The following is a 21,804-nucleotide window of genomic DNA, read 5'->3' as shown; positions in this document are numbered from 1 at the left end:
AAAAGCACATTTGTGTGATTTTCTATGAAATCTTACCTTAACTCTTTAACCATTTTTTTTATATGGTTTTTATTCTTGGGGTTTGGGGTAGAATAAAGCCAACAAAGCCGTAATCCATTAACGAGGAAGCAATGGAAACTATCGATAAAATCAAACAGCAAATTGAAGAAAATGCCATTCTACTTTACATGAAAGGTTCTCCTAAACTACCAAGCTGTGGTTTTTCTTCTCAAGCATCTCAAGCGCTAATGGCATGTGGTGAAAAGTTTGCTTACGTGGACATCCTACAAAACCCTGACATTCGTGCTGAGCTACCAGCTTACGCACAGTGGCCAACATTCCCACAACTTTGGGTTGAAGGTGAGCTGATCGGTGGCTGTGACATCATTCTAGAGATGTTCCAAAAAGGCGAACTTCAGCCTCTTATCAAAGAAGCTGCAGCGAAAGTTGCTGGCGACGAAGCATAAGAGCTGAGCTTATAGCGACACTCAATGAGAAAAGGGGCCGTTGGGCTCCTTTTTTATTGGTATAAGGGAAATGCAATGAATGTAAAACTTCACTATGTCCACGATCCAATGTGCAGTTGGTGTTGGGGATACAAGCCGACATTAAAACTTCTTAAACAGCAGTTGCCTGCGAGCATCGAGTTTAATTACGTGGTTGGTGGCCTTGCACCGGATTCTGATGAGCCTATGTCAGGTGAGATGAAGCAGAAGCTACAAGCGATTTGGAAGCAGATCGAAGCCAAGCTTGGAACAGAGTTCAACTATGAGTTCTGGACCGAATGTCAGCCTGTTCGCAGCACGTATCCTGCTTGTCGAGCTGTGATTGCCGCAGGATTTCAAGATCATTACGAAGAGATGCTTGAAGCTATTCAGCATGCTTACTACCTGCGCGCTATGCTGCCTCACAGCACAGACACGCATTTACAATTGGCTGAAGAGCTTGGAATGAACGTGCAGCAGTTTGAAAACGACCTTTCAGGTAAGCTTTTAGAAGGCGAGCTAGACGATCAGCTAAGCTTTAAAGAAGCGATGGGTGTCTACTCTTACCCAACTTTAATGCTTGAAGTGGATGGCATTTTCACCGAGGTTGAGTTGGACTACCACTCGACGGAGGCAACGCTTAAATCTATTCGCGAGATTATCCTCAATAATACGCCCGCTTAATCGCAGCGTCTGAACGTGGCAAGCGAGCATATTAATGATCTCAAGGCTTACTCAAAAGAGTAGGCCTTTGATTGTGGCGTTTTGGTTTGGGTTGCTCGCAGTTGTTCGAGCTCTCGTGTGAATTGCGATGATACTCGTTGAACGTCTTGAAGGTAGCCATTCATTTGGGCTTCAACTGTTGATACATCGACCGATTGTGCGGCAAGATCATCTGATAGAGCTTCAATACTAGCCAGCGGATTGGCCAGTGCGTCACAAGCAACCATTTTCGCAGCCCCCTTAACGCGATGAGCAGCAGTCTTAAGCGATTTGAACTTCTGATCCAGCCACAATTGTTCAATCGTCTTCCAATCTTTGATAAAGCTTGTCTCAAATTCCATAAGTAGTGACATTGCCACATCGGCATCACCAAACAGATCATTTAGCCCTTTAAAGTCAATAATGGTGACGGGCTCATCATTGGTCACTTGTACTGTGATTGGTTTTGCTTGTGTTGCCTCTGCGGTCGCTTCAAAGCTCTCTTCTATACCTTGAAACAGTGCGGAGAACTCATTGATTTCATCCGATGTGTCGATGCTTGTCTCTTTCGGTATCGCTTCGGGCTCATTGGCTGAAATGTGATTGAGGGAGGGTAGCCACTTTTCTAAGGTTAGCGTCATCTGCTTGATTGAGACAGGCTTGACTAAGAAGTCATCCATACCGTGGGCGTAGCAATTTTCATCTTCACCTTGAACGGCATTAGCAGTAAGCGCGACGATAGGTAAACGGTATTCAATCAATGGTGCGAGCTCGGTAGATTCCTTGCTATTTAACACTTTAGAACGATCTAACGCATTAAAACGATGAGCCGTAAAGCTTGCTCCTGATTGACGCAGCGCCATCACTTCTTGTTCTGGCAGTTCTTCATCTGGCGTGTCTAACTGTTTTCGTTTCAAAGCATTATGGACTTCATCGCACTGTTGTTCGGCTTGACGAATGCTTGCAGCTAGTGTGTAGCCATCCATCTCTGGCATATGACAATCTGTTAATAGCAGTCCGTATCTTTTCTCTTTGAGTGCATTAAGCGCCAGTTGTCCGTTGTCTACAATATCAGCGTGAACACCAATGTTTGCCAGTTGCTTTGCGATGACTTGTTGGTTAATTGGGTGATCTTCTGCGACTAAAATCAGTCGTCCATTCTGTTCTGCTTGCTCGCGGGTTTCTTGGTTAAAGCGGGCGCTTTTCTCTGCATTAGTCTCCATTGGGACGAGTTCGTGGCTCACGGGTTTAGTGAGAACATGAACCAAGTTATCGGGCAGGAGTGGATTTACGGATAAACACCAAGAGCAGCCGAGTGGTTCAGGCGAGAGCATAGGGTTTTGGTTAATGACTGTAAATCGGGTTGCCTGAGCGTGGGCTTGAATCCAGGCATCAGTGATTGCCAGTTGTTGCCATACCGACATTGCGACAAAGATGTGTTTTGGGTTGTGTCGAGTAATAGATTCTTGCAACAGATCTTTCTGATTGATGTGCAGAACTTTAGGCTCAAGTTGAAGGTGTTTCAGGTAACGGCACAGCTCTTCTTGTTGTAAGAAAAAACCCACAATGTAAACCACTGAAGAGGAGTTTTGTGTTTGGCTTGGGCTGCATTGAGCGTCTTCTTTGAGCAATTGAGGCAAGGCCAAGCCTGTTGTTGGCTCTTCACTTTCGCCTATACAGACTGGGAGTGTAAGTGTGACGGTAAAGTCACTGCCTCTTCCTTCCTCACTGTTGAGCGATAATGTCCCCTCCATTTGTTCAATGAGTTTGGTTGCAATCGAGAGCCCAAGTCCTGTACCGCCAAATCTGCGGCTAGTGGTTTTGTCGACTTGTTCAAAAGGTTGGAAGAGTGCATCTTGCTTGTCCTTCGGGATGCCGATGCCAGTGTCTGAAACAGTTAAGCTTATCTTCTGCTGGTGTTGATTGCGCTCAATAACATTAACATGCAGTGAAATCGTGCCATGTTCGGTGAATTTGATCGCATTATTAAGGAAGTTATTCAGAATTTGGTGCAGCCTGATATCGTCGGCAAACAGCCATTGTGCGAGCGTAGGATCTTGCCAGAAGTGGAACGCTAGGCCTTTTTGCTGAGCATGTATCGACTGCGGCTGAACGATACGTGCCAGTACCTTGCCAAGCTCAATCTCTGTTGGGTTGAGTTCTAATTTACCTGCTTCAATCTTGGAGTAATCAAGCACATCATTCACGATATGGAGTAGGTTCCGAGCCGACTGGTTTAACCCACCGTGCAGGCTCTGTAGCTCTTCGCTTAAATGGTGTTCCTGCATCAGTTCCAATAGGCCAAGAATGCCACTGATGGGTGTGCGTACCTCGTGGCTGATGGTGGCCAAGAACTGTGACTTCGCAGCTGTCGCGCTTTCAGCTTTTTGTCTCGCGTTGTCCAATGCCTGTTGTTGCTTCTTTAGGAGGGTGATATCGGTGATAACGGTATTCCACTCCAATGCTGGCTTCGCCTTGCTTTCAACATCACGGTCGGAACTATGCTTCTTCGACGGTACGGCAGTGATTTCACTTGAGTTGCTCGATACTTGACTGCTGAATTTAACCCACTTGATCTCACCAGAGGGTAACTGTACTTTCTGTTCGCTCTCCCAGTGTTTAGTGTCTGCTACCTCTAGTATGGTGCTCTCAAGTTGACGAAGTCCTTTTGCTGAGAATAGTTCGAATAATCGCTGCGGAGTGTCTTGGACGGTTTGAGCACATAAACCAAACATCTCACTAACGCCGGCGCTGACAAAGCTGAACTCAACGCTTAGTGGTTGAGTTGGCTCGGTTTGGATATGTTTTAGAACCACGCCATCGATGTTATCTGCGAGTGTTTGTAAGTGGTTCTCTGCGGCTTTTGCTCGCTCTTCAGCAACTTTTCTTTGCTTGATCTCAGCGGCCATCTTTCTATTCCAATAGACAATCACTAGGATGATCAATCCAATTGCCAGCCCTATGATCGCTGACCATTTAGCGACTTCACGTGGGGATAGTCCTTCTTGATACTCATAGGTTAGCCACTTGTTTTCAAGTCTTTCAAGCTCTTTTTCCGGCAATGCACCAATGGCCTTATTTAGAATGCTGAGGAGCATGGGATAACGAAAATTCACCGCCATGGCGAGTGGCGCGTTGTTTTGTTCGCTAATGGTGCCGGTGATTTTAAACTGGCCAAGATAGTCTTGATGAAGCAGTGGCGCAGCATGATGCAGAGAGGTGAGTGTAAAGTCGATCTCCTCTTTCTGTAATGCTTGGAACGCACTGACGTGATTAATGTAACTCTGGCTACGACAGGTTAAACAGAGTGATGGCAATACTGTCGCACCACCGCTATTTTCAATGACACCGATGGTCTCATTACCACTTGGTGTGAAGTTACCAAACCGATCGGAGCGGCTCAATAGCACCCATGGCTCATAGCTGTAGGCTTGGGTAAAGTCCATGTAACGGGCTTTATCAGAAGTGGGTGTCATGTTGGTGAGAATCATGCTCTCACCGCGGTTGAAAGCGATCTCTGCTGCCTCGGTGGTGAGATATGTGGTGGGCTTAAAAGAGACACCTAATACGTTACCAATCAGCTTTAAAACATCAGCCGACAGTCCATCGTGCTGCTTTTGTTCGTTGATGAAATCATACGGGTACCAATGGCTGTGAGTACCAACGGGAATCGTCGGATTTCGTTCTAACCAGTCTTGCTCTTCTTGGGTCAAATTGAGCGTGCCATAATCCAAAAGCATCGAGTGTTGAGAAGGGGCAAGCCACTGGTTATAGATGGAATGGAGTGAATCCGCTTTGATGTCTTCTAAGGCAAAGTTAATGCGGCTCAACAACTTGTGCTTACCTTTCTTAATGGCGAAATGCAGGTGGTCAGCGGGCAAGTCTGGCAATAGAGACAGCATTAATGACTCTTGAGGCTGCTCGCGTAGCAATGCTGAAAGGGCAAGAGCATCACCGATGTAGGCATCAACGCGATTCTCTTTGATGGCTGAAAACGCGGCTTGCGTACTATTTAAGGTCGTCACTCGACTATCGGGCAGAAGACTAGGAAGCAGCTCATTCAGTGCGAAGCCTTTTTCTAAAGCAAGATTCGCGGTCGCGAGATCACTCAGTTGATTAACCGTTTGTTGTTGGGTGATGACAGCGCGACGGATTGAAAACATCGGCTCACTGAACGCCATATATTCTTGACGCTCTTTTGTGGCTGAAACACCGACCAACAAATCGAGTTCACCTTGCTCAAAGGCTTGCAATACAGCACTGAAGGTTGGGTAGAGATAGATCTCATAATCAAATCCTACGTTGGCTGAGACTCGCTCTAGCATGGTGATCAATAGCCCCTCGGTGACAGTGCTGCCAGCCTGAGTCTGATGTTGATAACTATAAGGCACCATATCGTAGGCAGGTAGACCAACCCTAAGCACGACTTGATTCGGTGAGTGAGTGTTTGCTGTTGCTTGAGTGGTTGTTGATGCTTGAGTCGCGAAAGGTTGAGCATCTAGGGTCTGAAAGTGCTCCTCAGCCAGCAGTGCGTTGGGCAGCGCCAATAACAACCAGCAGCCCAAAACGGTGAAAAAGCGCTGTATTAGGGTTTGAATACCGTCGTATTGCATGAAGACATCCTGTCGTTAGCGGTTCATTTTTTGTAAGCTCGGTAAATTCGATCAGCTCGATTAGCTCACAGTAGCAGGCGCACTTTTATTGAGCGGAGGCAGCGCGAAGTTGTCTGCTTGTTGGAGTGCTATTCGCTGCAGAAGTGCAAGACCGCTGCTGTCGGTTTTTAGCAATGTGTCGAGTTGGCGTGTTATCTGCTCAACCTTCTCTTGCACACCCAGTGATTGGTAACACAGTGCCATTAAGAAGAACGCCTCGATGTCGTTCTCGGAAAACTCATTGCTAGAGGTGCTATCGATATGTGCTCGCGCGGAGTCCGGTTGATTGAGTTGGATAAGCTGTAAACTGCGACATAACTTAAGCAGGGGTTTGCTGAGCGCATAGCTCTTTTCTGAATGAGAAAGCCTCTGCCAAGCAGCTTCAGGACGCCACAGCTGCAGCTCTTTCTCTGTCAGGTTGGAAGAGTCACACCACAAGATCAGAGCGCGCTTACCTGTCGAATCCCAAATTGAGTGGGGTAAGAGTTGTGCCAGAGCACGTAAATGCTGGGTTGCTTTATCAAAATCGCGATTGAGCAGTTGCAGCCACACCATGGTATTGGTGAGCTCTATATTGCTGCCATTCACCGAAAGCACATGATCAATGGTGTTGTCCGCCATCTCAAGTTTGTTGGTGTTGAGACACACCTTAACTTTGAGTTGCTGTAGCTTGAGATTCCGTGGGTTTTGTTCAATCAGTACGTCCAACTGACTTAGAGCGTCTTGGTACTGTTGTTTAGCGATTTGGATTTCAGCCAGTTTTATCTTCGCGGGTAAGTAATCATGCAGCTGAAGAAGACCATTGAGCATCGCCTGTGCTTCATCAAGGTGCTTATTTTTGATCAGCACCTTAGCCATATAAACAATCGCGTCTTTGAGGGTCGAAGGATCGGGTGCTTTGGCAAACAAGGGCTTAACTGCGTTGAGACCACTTTTGATGTAAGTTTGCTCTAAGGTCGAAAAGTAATGCTGGCGCGACAGCCCTAAAGTAACACGCTTAATGATGTCATCCGCTCGTATTGGCTTGATGAGATAGCCATCGGGTTCGAAGTTCGCATAGCCAAAGAAAATGTCTTGGCTGTCATTGCCAGTGACGATGAAAACCAGTGTTTGAGGTTTGATAAGCTCTTTTTGTTGTAGAAACTCTAAGAGCTGTAAGCCGTTACTGCCAGCTCCGAGGTCGTGATCGACGAGTAGAATATCAAAACGATGTGCGCGACATGCTTCAATTGCACTTTGTGCGTTGGAGGCACTAATGACGTTGTTATTGGGAACGCCGAGTTTGATGAGCAGTGCACGAGTCGCACTCTGAATCACACTACTGTCATCGATGATCAGATAGCGTGATTGGGCAAGTATATCCATATATTAGCCTTATGACGTATTGAGCCTTTACCGTACATATCCATCTATTTATCGAATTATTTATCTAGGATTGCACAGCTTATTTATTAGACACTTAAGTGTAGAAGGGCATGTTATAAAATGCCACCTGATGCATAAAAACAGAGTGCTTTTGGAAAGGGAATCACGTACGTAATAAGAGGGTGGGTTATGAGAAAGGCAATAAAAAACCGCCTAATGGTAGGCGGTTTTGAAAGGTATACGTTTAGCTTTAGACTAAAGAACCATTGCCGCAATCCAACCGAATGCGATCAGCGGTAGGTTGTAGTGTAGGAAAGTTGGTACTACCGTTTCCCAAACGTGCTCGTGTTGACCGTCCGCGTTAAGACCCGATGTTGGACCAAGCGTAGAGTCTGAAGCTGGCGAGCCCGCGTCACCAAGTGCAGCCGCTGTACCTACTAGTGCGATAGTCGCCATAGGAGAGAAACCGAATGCAGCTGCTAGCGGTACGTAGATTGTTGCCAGAATTGGGATAGTCGAGAATGAAGAGCCGATACCCATTGTCACCAATAGACCCACAACCAACATAAGAAGAGCAGCAAGCGGCTTGTTATCACCAATCGTGGTCGATAGGGCCTCTACAAGTGACTCTACGCCACCTGTTTGCTTCATTACTGCGGCAAAACCTGCTGCGGCAATCATGATGAAGCCGATCATTGCCATCATGTGAACGCCTTTAGTGAACACGTCTTGCGTCTCTTTCCACGCAATTACGCCACCAAAAGTGAACACCATGAAGCCCGCTAGAGCACCGATGATCATTGAGCCAGTCGAAAGCTGAACAGTCAGAGCTGCAACAATACCAACAGCCGCCACAATGATGTGCTTCTTGTTGATTTGCTTAGCTTCTGTCGACACTGTTGTGTGTTCAGTCTCTTTGTATTGGCGTGGTTTACGGTAAGTGAAGAAAACCGCTGTTAGTAGACCAAAGATCATGCCTGCTGCAGGCAGAAGCATAGCGACAGGCACTTGGCTTGCAACCACGTTTTCAAGGCCATTGTCGTGTAGGTTCTTTAGTAGGATATTGTTAAGGAAAATACCACCGAAACCAATTGGAAGAACCATGTATGGCGTGATCAGACCAAATGTCAGAACACACGCGACCAAACGACGGTCAAGGTTCATTTTCGCAAATACGCCTAGTAGAGGTGGAATTAAAATTGGAATAAAGGCGATATGCACAGGGATAACGTTTTGAGAAGACATGGTCACTAGAATAAGTGATGCAAGAATGCCGTATTTCAAACCGTTAGACGCAGCGCTGTTCTCTTTGCCGTGAATACGTTTAATAACGCTTTGAGCAAGTAGGTCTGTGATACCTGAACGTGAGATAGCAACCGCAAAGGTACCTAACATTGCGTAGCTAAGTGCGATGGTAGCACCGCCACCTAATCCGCTTTCAAAGGCTGCAACGGCATCGTTAAGAGTCATGCCCGACACAACGCCACCGATGATCGCACTGAATGTGAGAGCAACGACAACGTTAACACGCATCAAGGCCAGAACTAGCATGATGCAAACTGATATAACAACAGGGTTCATAATTTTCTCGGAGTGTTGTGTTTAACTACTTTTTAATTAATGACAATACGAAAAACGTTTGTCGATTTTATTCTTGTTCTGGTTCAACAAGTGGCCAGCCGCCTAAGGCTTTCCATTTGTTAACGATACCGCAAAACAGTTCAGCTGTTTTTTGAGTATCATACAAAGCAGAGTGTGCTTCTTTGTTGTCAAAATCCATCCCCGCAGTACGGCAAGCTTTAGCCAGAACGGTTTGGCCATAGGCAAGTCCACTTAAGGCAGCAGTGTCAAAAGTTGCAAAAGGATGGAAAGGGACGCGTTTAAGCTTACAACGCTCACTAGCAGCATTGACGAAATTCAGGTCAAATGTTGCGTTATGTGCCACCATGATAGCGCGGCTGCAATTGGAAGCTTTTTGTTCTTTTCTCACAAGTTTGTAGATCTCTTTGAGGGCTTCTTGCTCAGAGACCGCACCACGTAATGGACTGAAAGGGTCTTTGATGCCATTGAAATCTAAGGCTTCTTGCTCGATGTTGGCACCTTCAAAGGGCTCGATATGAAAATGAAGCGTCGATGCTGGATGAAGATCTCCGTTTTCATCCATTGCTAATGTAATGGCACAGATTTCTAATAATGCATCGGTTTTCGCGTTGAACCCTGCGGTTTCCACGTCAATGACTACCGGAAAATAGCCACGGAAACGTTTTTTTAGGGTCAGAGCTTCGTTTTCTACAGTCATGTTGGCCCAAATAAGTGTGATTGAGGCTGCATTATTGCAGATAATAGCAGTGATAAAAACTCCAGAAAGTGATTAATTCATAAATTAGCCACCCACATTCGGCGCGATATTTGCATTAATCTGACTAGAGAGAATATGCGGCAATTGGCTGCATTGTTAAACGAATTGCTTAAGAGATACTCCCCCTTATGAATAAACGACTAATTACAGGTTCAATTCTGTTTTCGTTACTGATGTCGTCGACGGCGCTTGCGCAAGAGAAGCGATATGGGGCATCTCCTCAACAGTCGACTTGGGAAATGGTGGCAAATACCCCATTGGAATGTCGACTGGTTCACCCGATTCCAAATTTTGGTGATGCGGAGTTTTCATCGCGTGCCAGCAAAAAGATCATTTTAGATTTTGAACTAAAAATGCGCCGTCCAATGGGGGCGACACGCAATGTCAGCTTGATCTCGATGCCACCACCTTGGCGTCCGGGGGAAAGCGCGGATCGCATGACAACGATTAAGTTTTTCCAGCAATTTGACGGCTACGTTGGTGGTCAAACGGCTTGGGGGATCTTGAGTGAGTTAGAGAAAGGGCGTTACCCAACGTTTAGCTATCAAGAGTGGCAGAGCCGAGATCAGCGAATTGAAGTTGCTCTCTCTTCAGTGCTGTTCCAGCAGAAATACAATGTATTTAGTGACTGTATTGCTAACTTGTTGCCGTACAGCTTTGAAGATATCTCATTTACCATTCTTCATTACGATAGAAATAGCGACCAGCTGAGTAAGGCTTCTCAAAAGCGTTTGAGTCAGATTGCCGAATACATCCGTTATAACCAAGATATCGACCTTGTGCTGGTGGCAACATACACAGATTCAGCAGACAGCAAAGGTGTCAGCCAAAACCTATCGGAGCGTCGAGCAGAGTCGCTACGTGAGTATTTTAAATCGCTTGGTCTTTCAGAAGAACGAATCCAAGTTCAGGGTTATGGCAAGCGTCGTCCGATTGCCGATAATGCATCACCTATCGGCAAAGATAAGAACCGACGCGTGGTGATTTCACTGGGGCGAACTCAGGTTTAATCATCAACCTATTATTCAATCAAATAAAAATGCCAGTCTCGACAGACTGGCATTTTTATTTCCGGGCAGGAAAGCAATTAGTTAAGACGGAATTTGGCAATAATTTCGCAGTTGGTCGCCGTATCTATTTTCTCTACCATAGAGGCAATTTTTGGGTTCGGGTGGCGCTTCATAAAATCAATCAACGCCTTCTTACAGCAGCCAATAGAGTCGATAAAGCTAGCACACTGTGTATTTGGGCATTGAGGAATCAGGGTCAGTACTTTTTCTGAAGCGAGCTGTAGATATTTTAGCTCATATTCAGTGTCGCCAGCCCAACGCCAGAATTGTGCTAAGTTGTGGCATGAAATAACGGAGATCAGTAGTCGCTCATCAGCTTCGATATCCGTGCGTTCAGTAATTCTTTCACTGAGAGTTAGCGCTTGCTGATAGTGTAGGATGCTTCGAATAGGATCGTCGAGTTGCAGCGCGGTATCGGCAAGTAAAGTGTGTTTTTCCCATTCGTTTATCATAATGATAGCTCCCAAATTAAAACTGGCATCAATCTAAACGATAATCATTATCATGTAAAGTCTAATAACTGAGATTTAAGCAAGAGGTAGTGTTTTATGAGAGCCACTGCTACGAAATGAAGTGGAAAATAAAAAGCGAGCATGATGCTCGCTTTATTATTGAATCGTTGTGACTACTTAAGTAGCGGAAGCCTGAAATTAGCCTTCCAGTCCAGCGCTAGCTTGCTTGTTTTGAATCAGCTCAATCATGTAGCCGTCTGGGTCTTTAACAAATGCAATGTGCGTTGAACCGCCTTTCACGGGGCCCGGCTCACGAGTAACGTTGCCACCTGCCGCTTTGATTGCATCACATGTTGTGTAGATATCGTCAACACCGATAGCAACGTGACCAAATGCGTTACCAAGATCGTACTCAGACGTTCCCCAGTTGTAGGTCAACTCAATCACTGAACCTTGTGATTCATCGCCGTAACCCACGAATACTAGTGTGTATTCGTACTCTTTGTTTTCGTTGCGACGAAGTACATTCATGCCCATCACGTCAGTGTAGAACTCGATTGAACGATCCAAATCGCCGACGCGTAGCATGGTGTGTAAAATACGACCGTTTGACATAGTTTGCTCCTAGCTTTGATGTTTTTATAGAAAACCGATAATTGGTTAGACTTCGGTCTTCTCTTTGAATTCGCATAAGTCTTCAATGATGCAGCTACCACAGCGTGGCTTGCGCGCCACACAAGTATAGCGGCCGTGCAGAATCAGCCAGTGATGTACATCTAGCTTGAACTCCTTTGGTACGACTTTAAGCAGTTTTTGCTCAACGTCATCAACAGTTTTACCCATTGCGAACTTACTACGATTCGATACGCGATAAATGTGAGTATCGACGGCAATGGTTGGCCAGCCAAATGCAGTGTTGAGCACCACATTTGCTGTTTTACGACCAACACCAGGTAAGGCTTCAAGAGCGGCACGGTCTTCAGGAACTTCGCCGTTGTGCAGGTCGAGCAACATGCGGCAAGTTTTGATGGTGTTCTCGGCCTTTGAGTTAAACAGGCCAATGGTCTTGATGTATTCTTTTAGTCCATCAACACCTAGGTCATAAATCGCTTGTGGTGTGTTGGCAACAGGGTAGAGCTTATCGGTTGCCTTGTTAACACTGACATCGGTGGCTTGCGCTGATAGCAAAACCGCGATCAATAACTCAAAGGGAGAGCTCCAGTTGAGTTCGGTCTGAGGATTCGGGTTGTTTTCCCTTAAACGCTCTAAGATTTGTACGCGTTTGACATTATTCATAGTGACATTACTTTCCAGTTTTAAAGCTCGGAGTGGCTTAAGCTTCAAGCTTGTTGTTCTTTGCACTCTTGTGAGTGTCTTTATTTATATTTGCAAAAGGGGCTAAATTAGCCCCTTTGAATGATTTGAACTACGCGTTAGTGACACGTGCGCGTTCGATTGTTGGTTTCTCTTGCTTCGGCTGTCTTGCTTTTGCTTGATGGTCGATGAGGTTCTTCAGCGCAATCAAGAAGCCAACGCCGATGAACGCGCCCGGCGGTAGCAGTGCCAGTAAGAAGCTATTATCGAATTGGAATATTTCAATTCGTAGTGCGGCTGCCCAATCACCAAGTAACAGATCTGCACCGTCAAACAAGGTGCCATTACCAATGACCTCGCGCATAGCGCCTAGTACAACAAGAACGGCAGTCATACCCATCCCCATCCAAAAGCCATCTTGCGCTGCTGGCAGTACCGTGTTTTTAGAAGCAAACGCCTCAGCTCGACCGATAATAATACAGTTGGTCACAATCAGAGGGATAAAAATACCCAGAGACAGGTATAGACCGTATGCGTAAGCGTTCATCAGTAGCTGAACACAGGTTACTAATGAGGCAATGATCATTACGAATACAGGGATACGTACCTCTTTTGGAACGTGATTGCGCACCAAAGATACACAGACGTTTGAGCCAACTAGGACTAACAGTGTCGCGATGCCTAAGCCTAGCGCGTTAGTAACCGTTGACGACACCGCTAATAATGGACAAAGGCCAAGCAGTTGTACAAGGGCAGGGTTGTTTGCCCACATGCCATTTTTAATCAGCGTTTTATGTTCACTCATTATGCGCCTCCACAGTTTTTAGGCTGAGACAACAGTGTCTGTTGGTTTTCATTAACGAACACGACAGCATTCTTCACCGCTTTTACTACGGCTCTTGGGGTGATGGTTGCACCGGTAAATTGGTCGAAGTCACCGCCATCTTTGCGTACTTTCCACTTATCTTGGTTCGTTTCAGTGACTTGTTTGCCAGTAAATGAAGTGATCCAGTCGGTAACGCGAAGGTCGATCTTATCCCCAAGCCCAGGTGTTTCTTGGTGTGAAAGGACTCGAGTCCCTAAAACTGTGCCGTCGATATCCAGACCAACGATCACTTTAATCGCACCGTTATAGCCATCAGGCGCAATGGCCTCAATAGCAATCGCACTCGGTTCACCATTGATGGTTGCAATGTAAGCGGGCATGGCTTGCTTGCTGCCCAGCGCTTCAGACTCAACCAGTGTACAAGACGAAAACAATTCGTTGTCATGTTTCTCGTGTGGGATCACTTGATTCAAGACAGATAGTAGTTGTACTTGCTCTTGTTGCTTGATCTGGTCTTTTGTCAGATAGTGGGTAACGGCCACTAGACCTGTGGATGCACAGGCAAAAATTGCAAGGGTTAAACCATTCTTTCTAATAGCATTTAGCATGGTATGTGATTTCCTTAATGGCCGTATGTACGAGGTTTGGTGTAGTAGTCGATCAAAGGAACGCACATATTGGCTAACAGCACTGCAAAGGCAACACCGTCAGGGAAGCCACCCCAACTACGAATAATGAAGACCAAGCCACCGATCATCGCACCAAATACCAATCGACCTTTAACTGTTGTAGAGGCGGATACAGGATCAGTAGCGATAAAGAATGCACCGAGCATCGTGGCACCAGAGAGCAAATGAACCAATGGTGATGCAGTTTCACCCGGGGTAAGCACACTGAACACCAGACTAAATAGCGTCAAACTTGCCAAGAATGAGACAGGAATGTACCACTGAATCACACGTTGTTTGATTAAGACAAGGCCGCCTAGTAGATAAGCGATGTTTACCCACTCCCAGCCAATGCCTGCAAGCCAGCTAAATTGAGGCTGTGAAAGTGCTTCAGAAGCGGTGTTGCCTGCTGCTAGAGATGTTTTGAATGCATCTAATGGTGTCGCCATTGTCGTGCCATCAATACCAACTCGAGCCTGCTGTAAAGAGAGGCCTTCATTGTTAAAACCAGTAAAGATCATCAAGAACGAATCAACAAAGCTTGCAGGTTCTGCACTCAAACTGATGGGTGCATTCCAGCTTGTCATTTGCACTGGGAATGAGATCAGCAATACCACATAGGCGACCATGGCTGGATTAAATGGGTTTTGTCCTAGCCCACCGTAAAGGTGTTTCGCAATAACAATGGCAAAGAACAAACCGATAACCATTAACCACCAAGGAGAGTGTGGCGGGATCGCAACGCTTAAAAGCCATGCAGTAACCACTGCGCTGTAGTCGCGTAACGCCATAACAGGCGGGCGTTTACGAAGTAACATGACACAAGCTTCGAAAGTAACGGCAAGCAAAATAGCGAACACGAGCTGAATGATCGTACCCCAACCAAAGAGGTAGGTTTGGGCCAATAGTCCAGGTAGCGCGGCAATCGCCACCCATTTCATTAGATCGGGTGTGCTTCTGCGGCTATGCGCGTGTGGTGAGCTGGCAATAAAGAAGGCCACTACTCTTTCTCCTCAATGTTCTTTTTATTCTGCTCTTGTTGAGCCTTTCTCGCTTTTGCACGAGCAATGGCCGCGGCAACAGCAGCTTTCTTTGGATCAACCGCTTCGTCTGCTGTCTCAGTTTCAGTTTCTTCAACTTGTGGTTGAGCTTGCTGTGCTTTTTTCGCTTTAGCGCGAGCAATGGCAGCGGCAACAGCAGCTTTCTTCGGATCAACCGCTTCGTCTGCTGTCCCAGTGTCTGCATCAGCTTCTTCAACTTGTGGTTGAGCTTGCTGTGCTTTTTTCGCTTTAGCGCGAGCAATGGCAGCGGCAACAGCAGCTTTCTTCGGATCAACCGCTTCGTCTGCTGTCCCAGTGTATGCATCAGCTTCTTCAACCTGTGCCTTTTTTGCTTTAGCGCGAGCAATGGCAGCGGCAACTGCAGCTTTCTTCGGATCAACTGCTTCGTCTGCTGTCTCAGTTTCAACTTCTGCCTCTTCAACCTGTGGTTGAGCTTGCTGTGCTTTTTTCGCTTTAGCACGAGCAATGGCAGCGGCAACTGCAGCTTTCTTCGGATCAACCGCTTCGTCTGTTGTCTCAGTTTCCGCTTCTTCAACCTTTGGTTGAGCTTGCTGTGCTTTTTTCGCCTTAGCACGAGCAATGGCAGCGGCCACTGCAGCTTTCTTCGGATCAACCGCTTCGTCTGCTGTCTCAGTTTCCGCTTCTTCAACCTGTGGCTGAGCTTGCTGTGCTTTTTTCGCTTTAGCACGAGCAATGGCAGCAGCGACTGCGTCTTTCTTAGCGTCAGCACCTGAATCAGCACCTGAATCAGCGCTTGTTTCTGCCTTCTGTGCCTTCTTCGCTTTGGCACGAGCAATAGCCGCAGCGACAGCGTCTTTCTTCGTGTCAGCGCCTGAATCAGAGCTTGTTTCTGCCTGTTGTGCTTTCTTCGCTTTGGCACGAGCAATAGCTGCAGCAACGGCATCTTTCTTGTCTTCACCAGAGCTTGGGTTGTCGCTGGTGGCTTGTTGAGCTTTGCGTTCTCGAGCTAGCTTTTTGCGCTCTTCGCGTAGCTTGGACATTTCGGTGTTGTCTGGCTCTGCGTTGTTACCTTGCTGAGCGGCTGCTTGTTTTGCTTTCGCTTTAGCAATGGCAGCGGCAACTGCTGGCTTCACAGCCGGCTCGCTGCTTGCTGTATCTGTGCCCGCGGCTTTCTGTGCTTTCACTCGTGCAATGGCTGCGGCAATTGCGTCATCACCGTCAGATGTCTTCATCTCTTTACGACGATTGTCAGCGGCTTTCTTAAATCGATTCTCACGCTCAGCCTTGTCGCGTTCCATACGGGCATTTTTCTCTTCAAAACGCAGTTTGGCGCGCTCGGCTGCGGCGGCTTCATCTCGACGAGTTTTGATTTCTGCTTTGGCTTGGCGGTAATACTGAACAAGTGGGATCTCACTTGGGCAGACAAACGCACAAGCACCACACTCGATACAGTCTTTGATGTTGAGCTCTTCACATTTATCGAGCTCATTTGCCTTAGCGTGCCATTGAAGCTGTTGAGGTAGCAACGAAGCAGGGCAAGCCTCTGCACATTGACTACAACGGATACACTCCATTTCGTAGCTGTTAGGAGAAATCTCGCGGCGCGTTGGCGCTAGAATACAGTTTGATGTTTTAGTGATCGGCACGTTTTCATGTGGCAACGTAAAGCCCATCATAGGCCCACCCAAGATAAGTCTTGGTAGCTTTTTATCTGCTTTGTATCCAAACTCTTCAAGCAATGCGCTGACTGGTGTGCCTAACAGAGCCCATACATTACGTGGCTGCTTAAAGGTTTTACCGGTCAATGTAACGACACGGTTCACTACAGGTTCGCCGTCAATCACTGCTCGTTTGATAGAGTAGAGTGAGCCGACGTTCTGTACCAACACGCCAATATCTGCAGGAATGCCGCCCGCAGGTACTTCTTTGTTAGTGAGAATCTTAATTAGCTGCTTCTCACCACCAGATGGGTATTTGGTCGGAATGACTCGAATGACGATATCTTTGTCTTTTGCAGCGAGCTCTAGTGCTTTAATCGCTTGTGGCTTGTTGTCTTCGATACCAATTACAGTCAGCTTTGGCTGCAATAGGTGTTCAACAACTTCGATACCTTTTAGCACCTCATCCGCGTGCTCTTGAAGTAGTTTGTCATCAGAGGTGATGTAAGGCTCACACTCAGCAGCGTTGACGATCAGAAGATCTGTACGACCCAATCCAGACTGAAGTTTCTTTGCGGTAGGGAAGCCAGCCCCCCCCATGCCTGAGATACCCGCTTGACGAATGATATCCAGAAGTTCATCCGCGCTCTTTTGCGTGTAATCTTCAACGCCTTGACGTTCGATCCACTGATCTTGACCATCAGGTTTGATCACGATGCTCAGTTCAGAAAGGCCAGAAGGGTGAGCGGTAGTTCTTGGTTCGATGGCAACAACGGTACCCGATGTTGGGGCGTGTACAGGAAGAGTGAAACCTGTGTCCAATGCAGTCAGCTGCTGGCCTTTGAGTACAGCGTCACCAACAGCAACCAATATATTGCCGGCTTTGCCGATATGCTGTTTTACAGGTAGCACAATCTCTTGCGGGATCGATGCATGGATCAGATCAGAGCCGTTAGATTGTGTTTTGTTTTCGGCAGGGTGTACACCACCTGGAAAGGTCCAAACAGAGCCGGTACGAATTTGTTCAATTAATGAGATCATACTAACCCTACGCTTCTTTTTCTGCTGGAGCAGCTTGGTTAGTGATGTCAGTAACCGGAATCATGTTCATTTGCCATTTCCAATTTTCAGTTGTTGTCGCGACAGGAATCATTTCTATACAGTCTGTAGGGCAAGGAGCTACACAAAGATCACATCCGGTACACTCATCTTTAATGACCGTGTGAAGGGCTTTGGTTCCGCCGACGATCGCGTCGACCGGGCAAGCCTGAATACATTTGGTACAACCAATACACATGTCTTCATGAATGAAGGCGACGGTTTTGACTTTGTTGTCGAGATCGTGTGCCGAGTCTTCAACTTCTACACCCATCAAATCGGCAAGTTTTTCGATTGTTGCCTGGCCGCCAGGAGGACATTTATTGATGTTATCTCCGTTGGCAATAGCTTCCGCGTACGGTCTACAGCCAGGGTAACCACATTGACCACATTGTGTTTGAGGCAGAATAGTGTCGATTTGATCGACGATAGGGTCAGCCTCAACTTTAAATCGGATAGATGCAAAACCAAGAATGGCACCAAATACAGCGGCCAATACAGCTAAGGCAATAATTGCAATTAAAATGGTACTCATGGTTACTTCACCAACCCTGTAAAGCCCATGAATGCCAGTGACATTAAGCCTGCAGTGATCATCGCAATCGACGCACCTTTGAATGGCATTGGTACATCTGCCACGGTGATGCGTTCACGCATAGCGGCGAATAGGATCAATACCAAAGAGAAACCAATCGATGCACCGAAACCGTAAACGATCGATTGGATAAAGTTGTGATTCTCGTTGATGTTAAGAAGTGCCACACCTAATACCGCACAGTTGGTTGTGATCAGCGGCAGGAAGATGCCCAGAAGTCGGTATAGCGTTGGACTGGTTTTGTGCACAACCATCTCAGTAAATTGAACCACAACCGCGATCACTAAGATGAAGCTCATGGTTCTTAGGTACTCAATGCCCAATGGAGCAAGAATGTAGTTTTCTACAAGGTACGAGCAAACCGACGCCAGTGTTAACACAAACGTCGTTGCTAAGCCCATGCCAATTGCCGTCTCCAGTTTTTTGGAAACGCCCATGAAAGGACACAGCCCTAAAAATTTAACTAGCACAAAGTTGTTGACCAGCACAGTGCCAACCAACAACAAAAGGTATTCGGTCATAATGGATTAATTCTTGAAATTCCGATCCCAATATTATCCTGCTTTGCTCACCTAATAACAACCAAGGATCGTTAGGGATTTAGGCAGTTGATGAAAAAATCTACGCCTAATCGTTTGATTCACTTGGTTGTAGCAAGTATAGACCCTCTCAATCCCAAGGATCCTTGCAAAATGTAAGACTAAGAATGCAGATATTACGACTAGAACAATACGAGGTTTAGAGGAATTCAGGTCAACAAAAACGCAAAAAGCCGCATCGAGTGATGCGGCTTCTTTAAATTTGGCTCCCCCTGCGGGACTCGAACCTGCGACATACGGATTAACAGTCCGCCGTTCTACCAACTGAACTAAGGGGGAATTGCTTGTTAGCGACGCGAATATTAATAACCCAGTGGATATCTGTCAACAGAAAAAACCGACAAAAAAATAGATAAATTACTTTACTTTTCTGTAGCCCTTACGGAGTTTAGCTTTGCTTTAGTTATCCACCAAAATTGTGGATAAGTGTGTGGGTGAAACTTTGACAACGTTAAATAGAAGTTTGAGCATACGGGGCTTATACGAGCTAAGTGCCTGCTATTAATGGCTTTAATGTGGTTTTTTAGACGTGTATAACTTTGGGCGGTTACTGAGTAATCAGCATAAAACGTGGTTATTTTAGAAATTTTGGGGAAAAGTCGTGGATGAAAATAAGTTGGATTCAGCAGATATGCTTGGGTAGGGCGACGGATAATATCAATTAATCTGAATAAAAGCTATAACTTAACAACAATAATATGAGGTGATTATCTCGATAAAGGTTGCATCTATAGCCAACCTAAGGAGACAATACCCTGATTAAATAAACAGTATGGGAATGACAACCTATGAGTAAGCTCTTCGACTTGGTTTCTGACTATAAACCTTCAGGTGATCAGCCGACCGCCATTGCAAAGCTTTTAGATGGTTTAGATTCTGGTTTGGCGCACCAGACACTATTAGGTGTGACGGGGTCGGGTAAGACCTTTACCTTAGCGAATGTCATTTCTGAAGCTCAGCGTCCTGCGATCTTGTTGGCGCCGAACAAAACCTTAGCCGCCCAGTTGTATGGTGAGATGAAAGCCTTCTTCCCAAACAACGCGGTAGAGTATTTCGTTTCTTACTACGATTACTACCAACCAGAAGCCTATGTCCCAACGACAGATACCTTCATTGAAAAAGACGCATCGGTTAATGCCCACATTGAGCAAATGCGCCTCTCGGCAACCAAAGCCCTTCTAGAGCGTAAAGATGCCATTATTGTTGCGTCGGTGTCTGCTATCTATGGTCTGGGTGACCCTCAGTCTTACCTAAAGATGATGCTCCATGTGTGTCGTGGTGATGTTATCGACCAACGCGATATTCTACGCCGCCTTGCTGAGCTTCAGTATTCCAGAAACGATGTTGCATTTGAGCGTGGTCAGTTCCGTGTGCGCGGTGAAGTCATTGATATTTTCCCGGCAGAATCGGATCAAGATGCCGTTAGAATCGAGATGTTCGATGATGAAGTTGACTGCATTAGCATCTTCGACCCACTGACTGGCGTTGTAAAACAGCGCGATCTCCCGCGTTTCACTGTCTATCCGAAAACTCACTATGTGACGCCTCGTGAAAAGATATTGGAAGCGATTGAAAACATAAAAGAAGAACTTCGTGACCGAGCACAATACCTCAAAGACAACAATAAACTGTTAGAAGAGCAGCGTATCTCTCAACGAACCCAGTTTGATATCGAGATGATGACCGAGCTTGGTTTCTGTTCTGGTATCGAGAACTACTCGCGCTATTTAAGTGGTCGTGCGGAAGGTGAAGCGCCGCCAACCTTGTTCGACTACCTGCCTGCTGATGGCTTGTTGGTTATCGATGAGTCCCACGTTACTGTCCCGCAAATTGGTGCTATGTATAAAGGTGACCGCTCCCGCAAAGAAACGCTGGTGGAATTTGGTTTCCGTCTGCCTTCTGCGTTGGATAATCGTCCAATGAAGTTTGACGAGTTTGAAGCCATTGCGCCGCAAACTATATTTGTTTCAGCGACTCCCGGCAATTATGAGCTCGAGAAGTCTGATGGGGATATTGCCGATCAAGTCGTGCGTCCGACGGGTTTGCTGGACCCTGAGATTGAGGTTCGTCCTGTATCGACCCAAGTCGATGATTTGTTGTCTGAGATTCGTATACGCTCACAGAAAGATGAGCGTGTCTTGGTCACAACACTCACCAAGCGTATGGCAGAAGACCTTACTGAGTATCTTACAGAGCATGATGTTAAGGTGCGCTACCTACACTCTGATATTGATACGGTTGAGCGCGTTGAGATCATCCGTGACTTGAGGTTAGGCGAGTTTGATGTGCTGGTCGGTATCAACTTGCTGCGTGAGGGTCTGGATATGCCAGAGGTGTCTCTGGTGGCAATTCTTGATGCAGACAAAGAAGGCTTCTTACGTTCTGAACGTTCACTGATTCAGACTATAGGTCGTGCCGCGCGTAACCTCCGTGGTAAAGCGATCTTGTATGGTGACTCAATCACTAAATCAATGAAGAAAGCGATTGATGAGACGGAACGACGCCGAATCAAACAGATGCAATACAATGAAGAGCAGGGCATTACTCCACAAGCGCTTAAACGCAATGTTAAAGACATCATGGAATTGGGTGACATCACCAAGTCCAAGAAGCAGCGCCAGTCGAAGCAAGTGCCTCTTTCTAAAGTTGCTGAAGAATCTCAAGATTATGCAGTATTAACACCGCAGCAATTGGATAAGGCAATCAGTAAACTAGAGGCGGAAATGTATCAACACGCTCAGAACCTCGAGTTTGAACTTGCTGCTCAGAAGCGTGATGAAATCGAACAGATGAGACAGCAGTTTATTACTAATAGTTAGTGTGGGTTCTTAGCTAGTGTGAGTATTTAGCTAGCGTGAGTATTACGGATTCAGAGGTACATTTCGGCAATAAAAAAAAGCCAGTAGCAAGTATTCTACTGGCTCACATTTGTGGGAATG

17 protein-coding genes and 1 tRNA gene are annotated in these 21,804 nt (G+C 46.3%); 4 read left to right on the top strand and 14 right to left on the bottom strand.

Annotated features, from left to right (window positions below; translation table 11 throughout):
• The first annotated feature begins 131 nt into the window (after window positions 1-131).
• On the top strand, window positions 132-467 hold the full coding sequence (locus tag KI655_RS05235; RefSeq protein WP_032551983.1) for a Grx4 family monothiol glutaredoxin: 336 nt from the start codon (window positions 132-134) through the stop codon (window positions 465-467).
• 75 nt (window positions 468-542) lie between these two features.
• Window positions 543-1,169, top strand: a complete 627-nt coding sequence (locus KI655_RS05230; protein ID WP_285402398.1) for a DsbA family protein — start codon at window positions 543-545, stop codon at window positions 1,167-1,169.
• A gap of 47 nt (window positions 1,170-1,216) precedes the next feature.
• On the opposite strand, the gene KI655_RS05225 is transcribed toward KI655_RS05230, so the two are convergent.
• The 4 genes from KI655_RS05225 to rnt form a co-directional block, all read right to left on the bottom strand.
• Window positions 1,217-5,800 (bottom strand): transporter substrate-binding domain-containing protein, encoded by a 4,584-nt coding sequence (locus tag KI655_RS05225; RefSeq protein WP_285402397.1) that lies wholly within the window; start codon window positions 5,798-5,800, stop codon window positions 1,217-1,219.
• Between the two features lie 60 nt (window positions 5,801-5,860).
• A complete protein-coding gene (locus KI655_RS05220) occupies window positions 5,861-7,204 on the bottom strand; it encodes a response regulator (protein WP_285402396.1) in 1,344 nt (447 codons plus the stop codon).
• A gap of 255 nt (window positions 7,205-7,459) precedes the next feature.
• Window positions 7,460-8,785 carry a Na+/H+ antiporter family protein gene (locus KI655_RS05215; RefSeq protein ID WP_285402395.1) on the bottom strand — a complete coding sequence of 442 codons (1,326 nt, stop codon included), beginning with the start codon at window positions 8,783-8,785 and terminating at the stop codon, window positions 7,460-7,462.
• A gap of 67 nt (window positions 8,786-8,852) precedes the next feature.
• Window positions 8,853-9,503, bottom strand: a complete 651-nt coding sequence (gene rnt / locus KI655_RS05210) for a ribonuclease T (protein ID WP_285402394.1) — start codon at window positions 9,501-9,503, stop codon at window positions 8,853-8,855.
• Between the two features lie 188 nt (window positions 9,504-9,691).
• On the opposite strand from rnt, the gene KI655_RS05205 reads away from it, so the two are divergent.
• Window positions 9,692-10,573: an OmpA family protein gene (locus KI655_RS05205; RefSeq protein WP_285402393.1), complete on the top strand. Its 882-nt coding sequence runs from the start codon at window positions 9,692-9,694 to the stop codon at window positions 10,571-10,573.
• A gap of 77 nt (window positions 10,574-10,650) precedes the next feature.
• On the opposite strand, the gene KI655_RS05200 is transcribed toward KI655_RS05205, so the two are convergent.
• The 10 genes from KI655_RS05200 to KI655_RS05155 form a co-directional block, all read right to left on the bottom strand.
• Window positions 10,651-11,085, bottom strand: coding sequence for a DUF2753 domain-containing protein (locus tag KI655_RS05200; protein ID WP_285402392.1), 435 nt, complete (start codon window positions 11,083-11,085; stop codon window positions 10,651-10,653).
• A 198-nt stretch (window positions 11,086-11,283) separates the two neighbouring features.
• On the bottom strand, window positions 11,284-11,700 hold the full coding sequence (gene gloA, locus KI655_RS05195) for a lactoylglutathione lyase (RefSeq protein WP_239841444.1): 417 nt from the start codon (window positions 11,698-11,700) through the stop codon (window positions 11,284-11,286).
• Window positions 11,701-11,745: 45 nt separating this feature from the next.
• On the bottom strand, window positions 11,746-12,381 hold the full coding sequence (gene nth, locus KI655_RS05190) for an endonuclease III (RefSeq protein ID WP_285402391.1): 636 nt from the start codon (window positions 12,379-12,381) through the stop codon (window positions 11,746-11,748).
• 130 nt (window positions 12,382-12,511) lie between these two features.
• Complete coding sequence (locus KI655_RS05185; RefSeq protein ID WP_150869004.1) at window positions 12,512-13,204, bottom strand: electron transport complex subunit E; 693 nt, start codon at window positions 13,202-13,204, stop codon at window positions 12,512-12,514.
• Window positions 13,204-13,833 carry an electron transport complex subunit RsxG gene (gene rsxG / locus KI655_RS05180; RefSeq protein ID WP_285402390.1) on the bottom strand — a complete coding sequence of 210 codons (630 nt, stop codon included), beginning with the start codon at window positions 13,831-13,833 and terminating at the stop codon, window positions 13,204-13,206. The genes KI655_RS05185 and rsxG overlap by 1 nt, the downstream gene beginning before the upstream one ends.
• Window positions 13,834-13,847: 14 nt before the next feature.
• Window positions 13,848-14,894: an electron transport complex subunit RsxD gene (gene rsxD / locus KI655_RS05175; protein ID WP_285402389.1), complete on the bottom strand. Its 1,047-nt coding sequence runs from the start codon at window positions 14,892-14,894 to the stop codon at window positions 13,848-13,850.
• Window positions 14,894-17,614, bottom strand: coding sequence for an electron transport complex subunit RsxC (rsxC, locus tag KI655_RS05170; protein WP_285402388.1), 2,721 nt, complete (start codon window positions 17,612-17,614; stop codon window positions 14,894-14,896). The genes rsxD and rsxC overlap by 1 nt, the downstream gene beginning before the upstream one ends.
• A 7-nt stretch (window positions 17,615-17,621) precedes the next feature.
• Window positions 17,622-18,206, bottom strand: a complete 585-nt coding sequence (gene rsxB, locus KI655_RS05165; protein WP_285402387.1) for an electron transport complex subunit RsxB — start codon at window positions 18,204-18,206, stop codon at window positions 17,622-17,624.
• A gap of 2 nt (window positions 18,207-18,208) precedes the next feature.
• On the bottom strand, window positions 18,209-18,787 hold the full coding sequence (rsxA, locus tag KI655_RS05160) for an electron transport complex subunit RsxA (protein WP_032551997.1): 579 nt from the start codon (window positions 18,785-18,787) through the stop codon (window positions 18,209-18,211).
• 281 nt (window positions 18,788-19,068) lie between these two features.
• Window positions 19,069-19,144: transfer RNA gene (locus KI655_RS05155), tRNA-Asn, on the bottom strand.
• 509 nt (window positions 19,145-19,653) lie between these two features.
• Between KI655_RS05155 and uvrB the strand changes: the two genes are divergently transcribed.
• Complete coding sequence (gene uvrB, locus KI655_RS05150; RefSeq protein WP_285402386.1) at window positions 19,654-21,684, top strand: excinuclease ABC subunit UvrB; 2,031 nt, start codon at window positions 19,654-19,656, stop codon at window positions 21,682-21,684.
• Window positions 21,685-21,804 lie beyond the last annotated feature (120 nt).

The organism is Vibrio sp. D404a (assembly GCF_030248535.1).
Lineage (GTDB): Bacteria > Pseudomonadota > Gammaproteobacteria > Enterobacterales > Vibrionaceae > Vibrio.
Note: the sequence above shows the minus strand (reverse complement) of the source record. Positions and strands in the feature narration are given on the sequence as shown.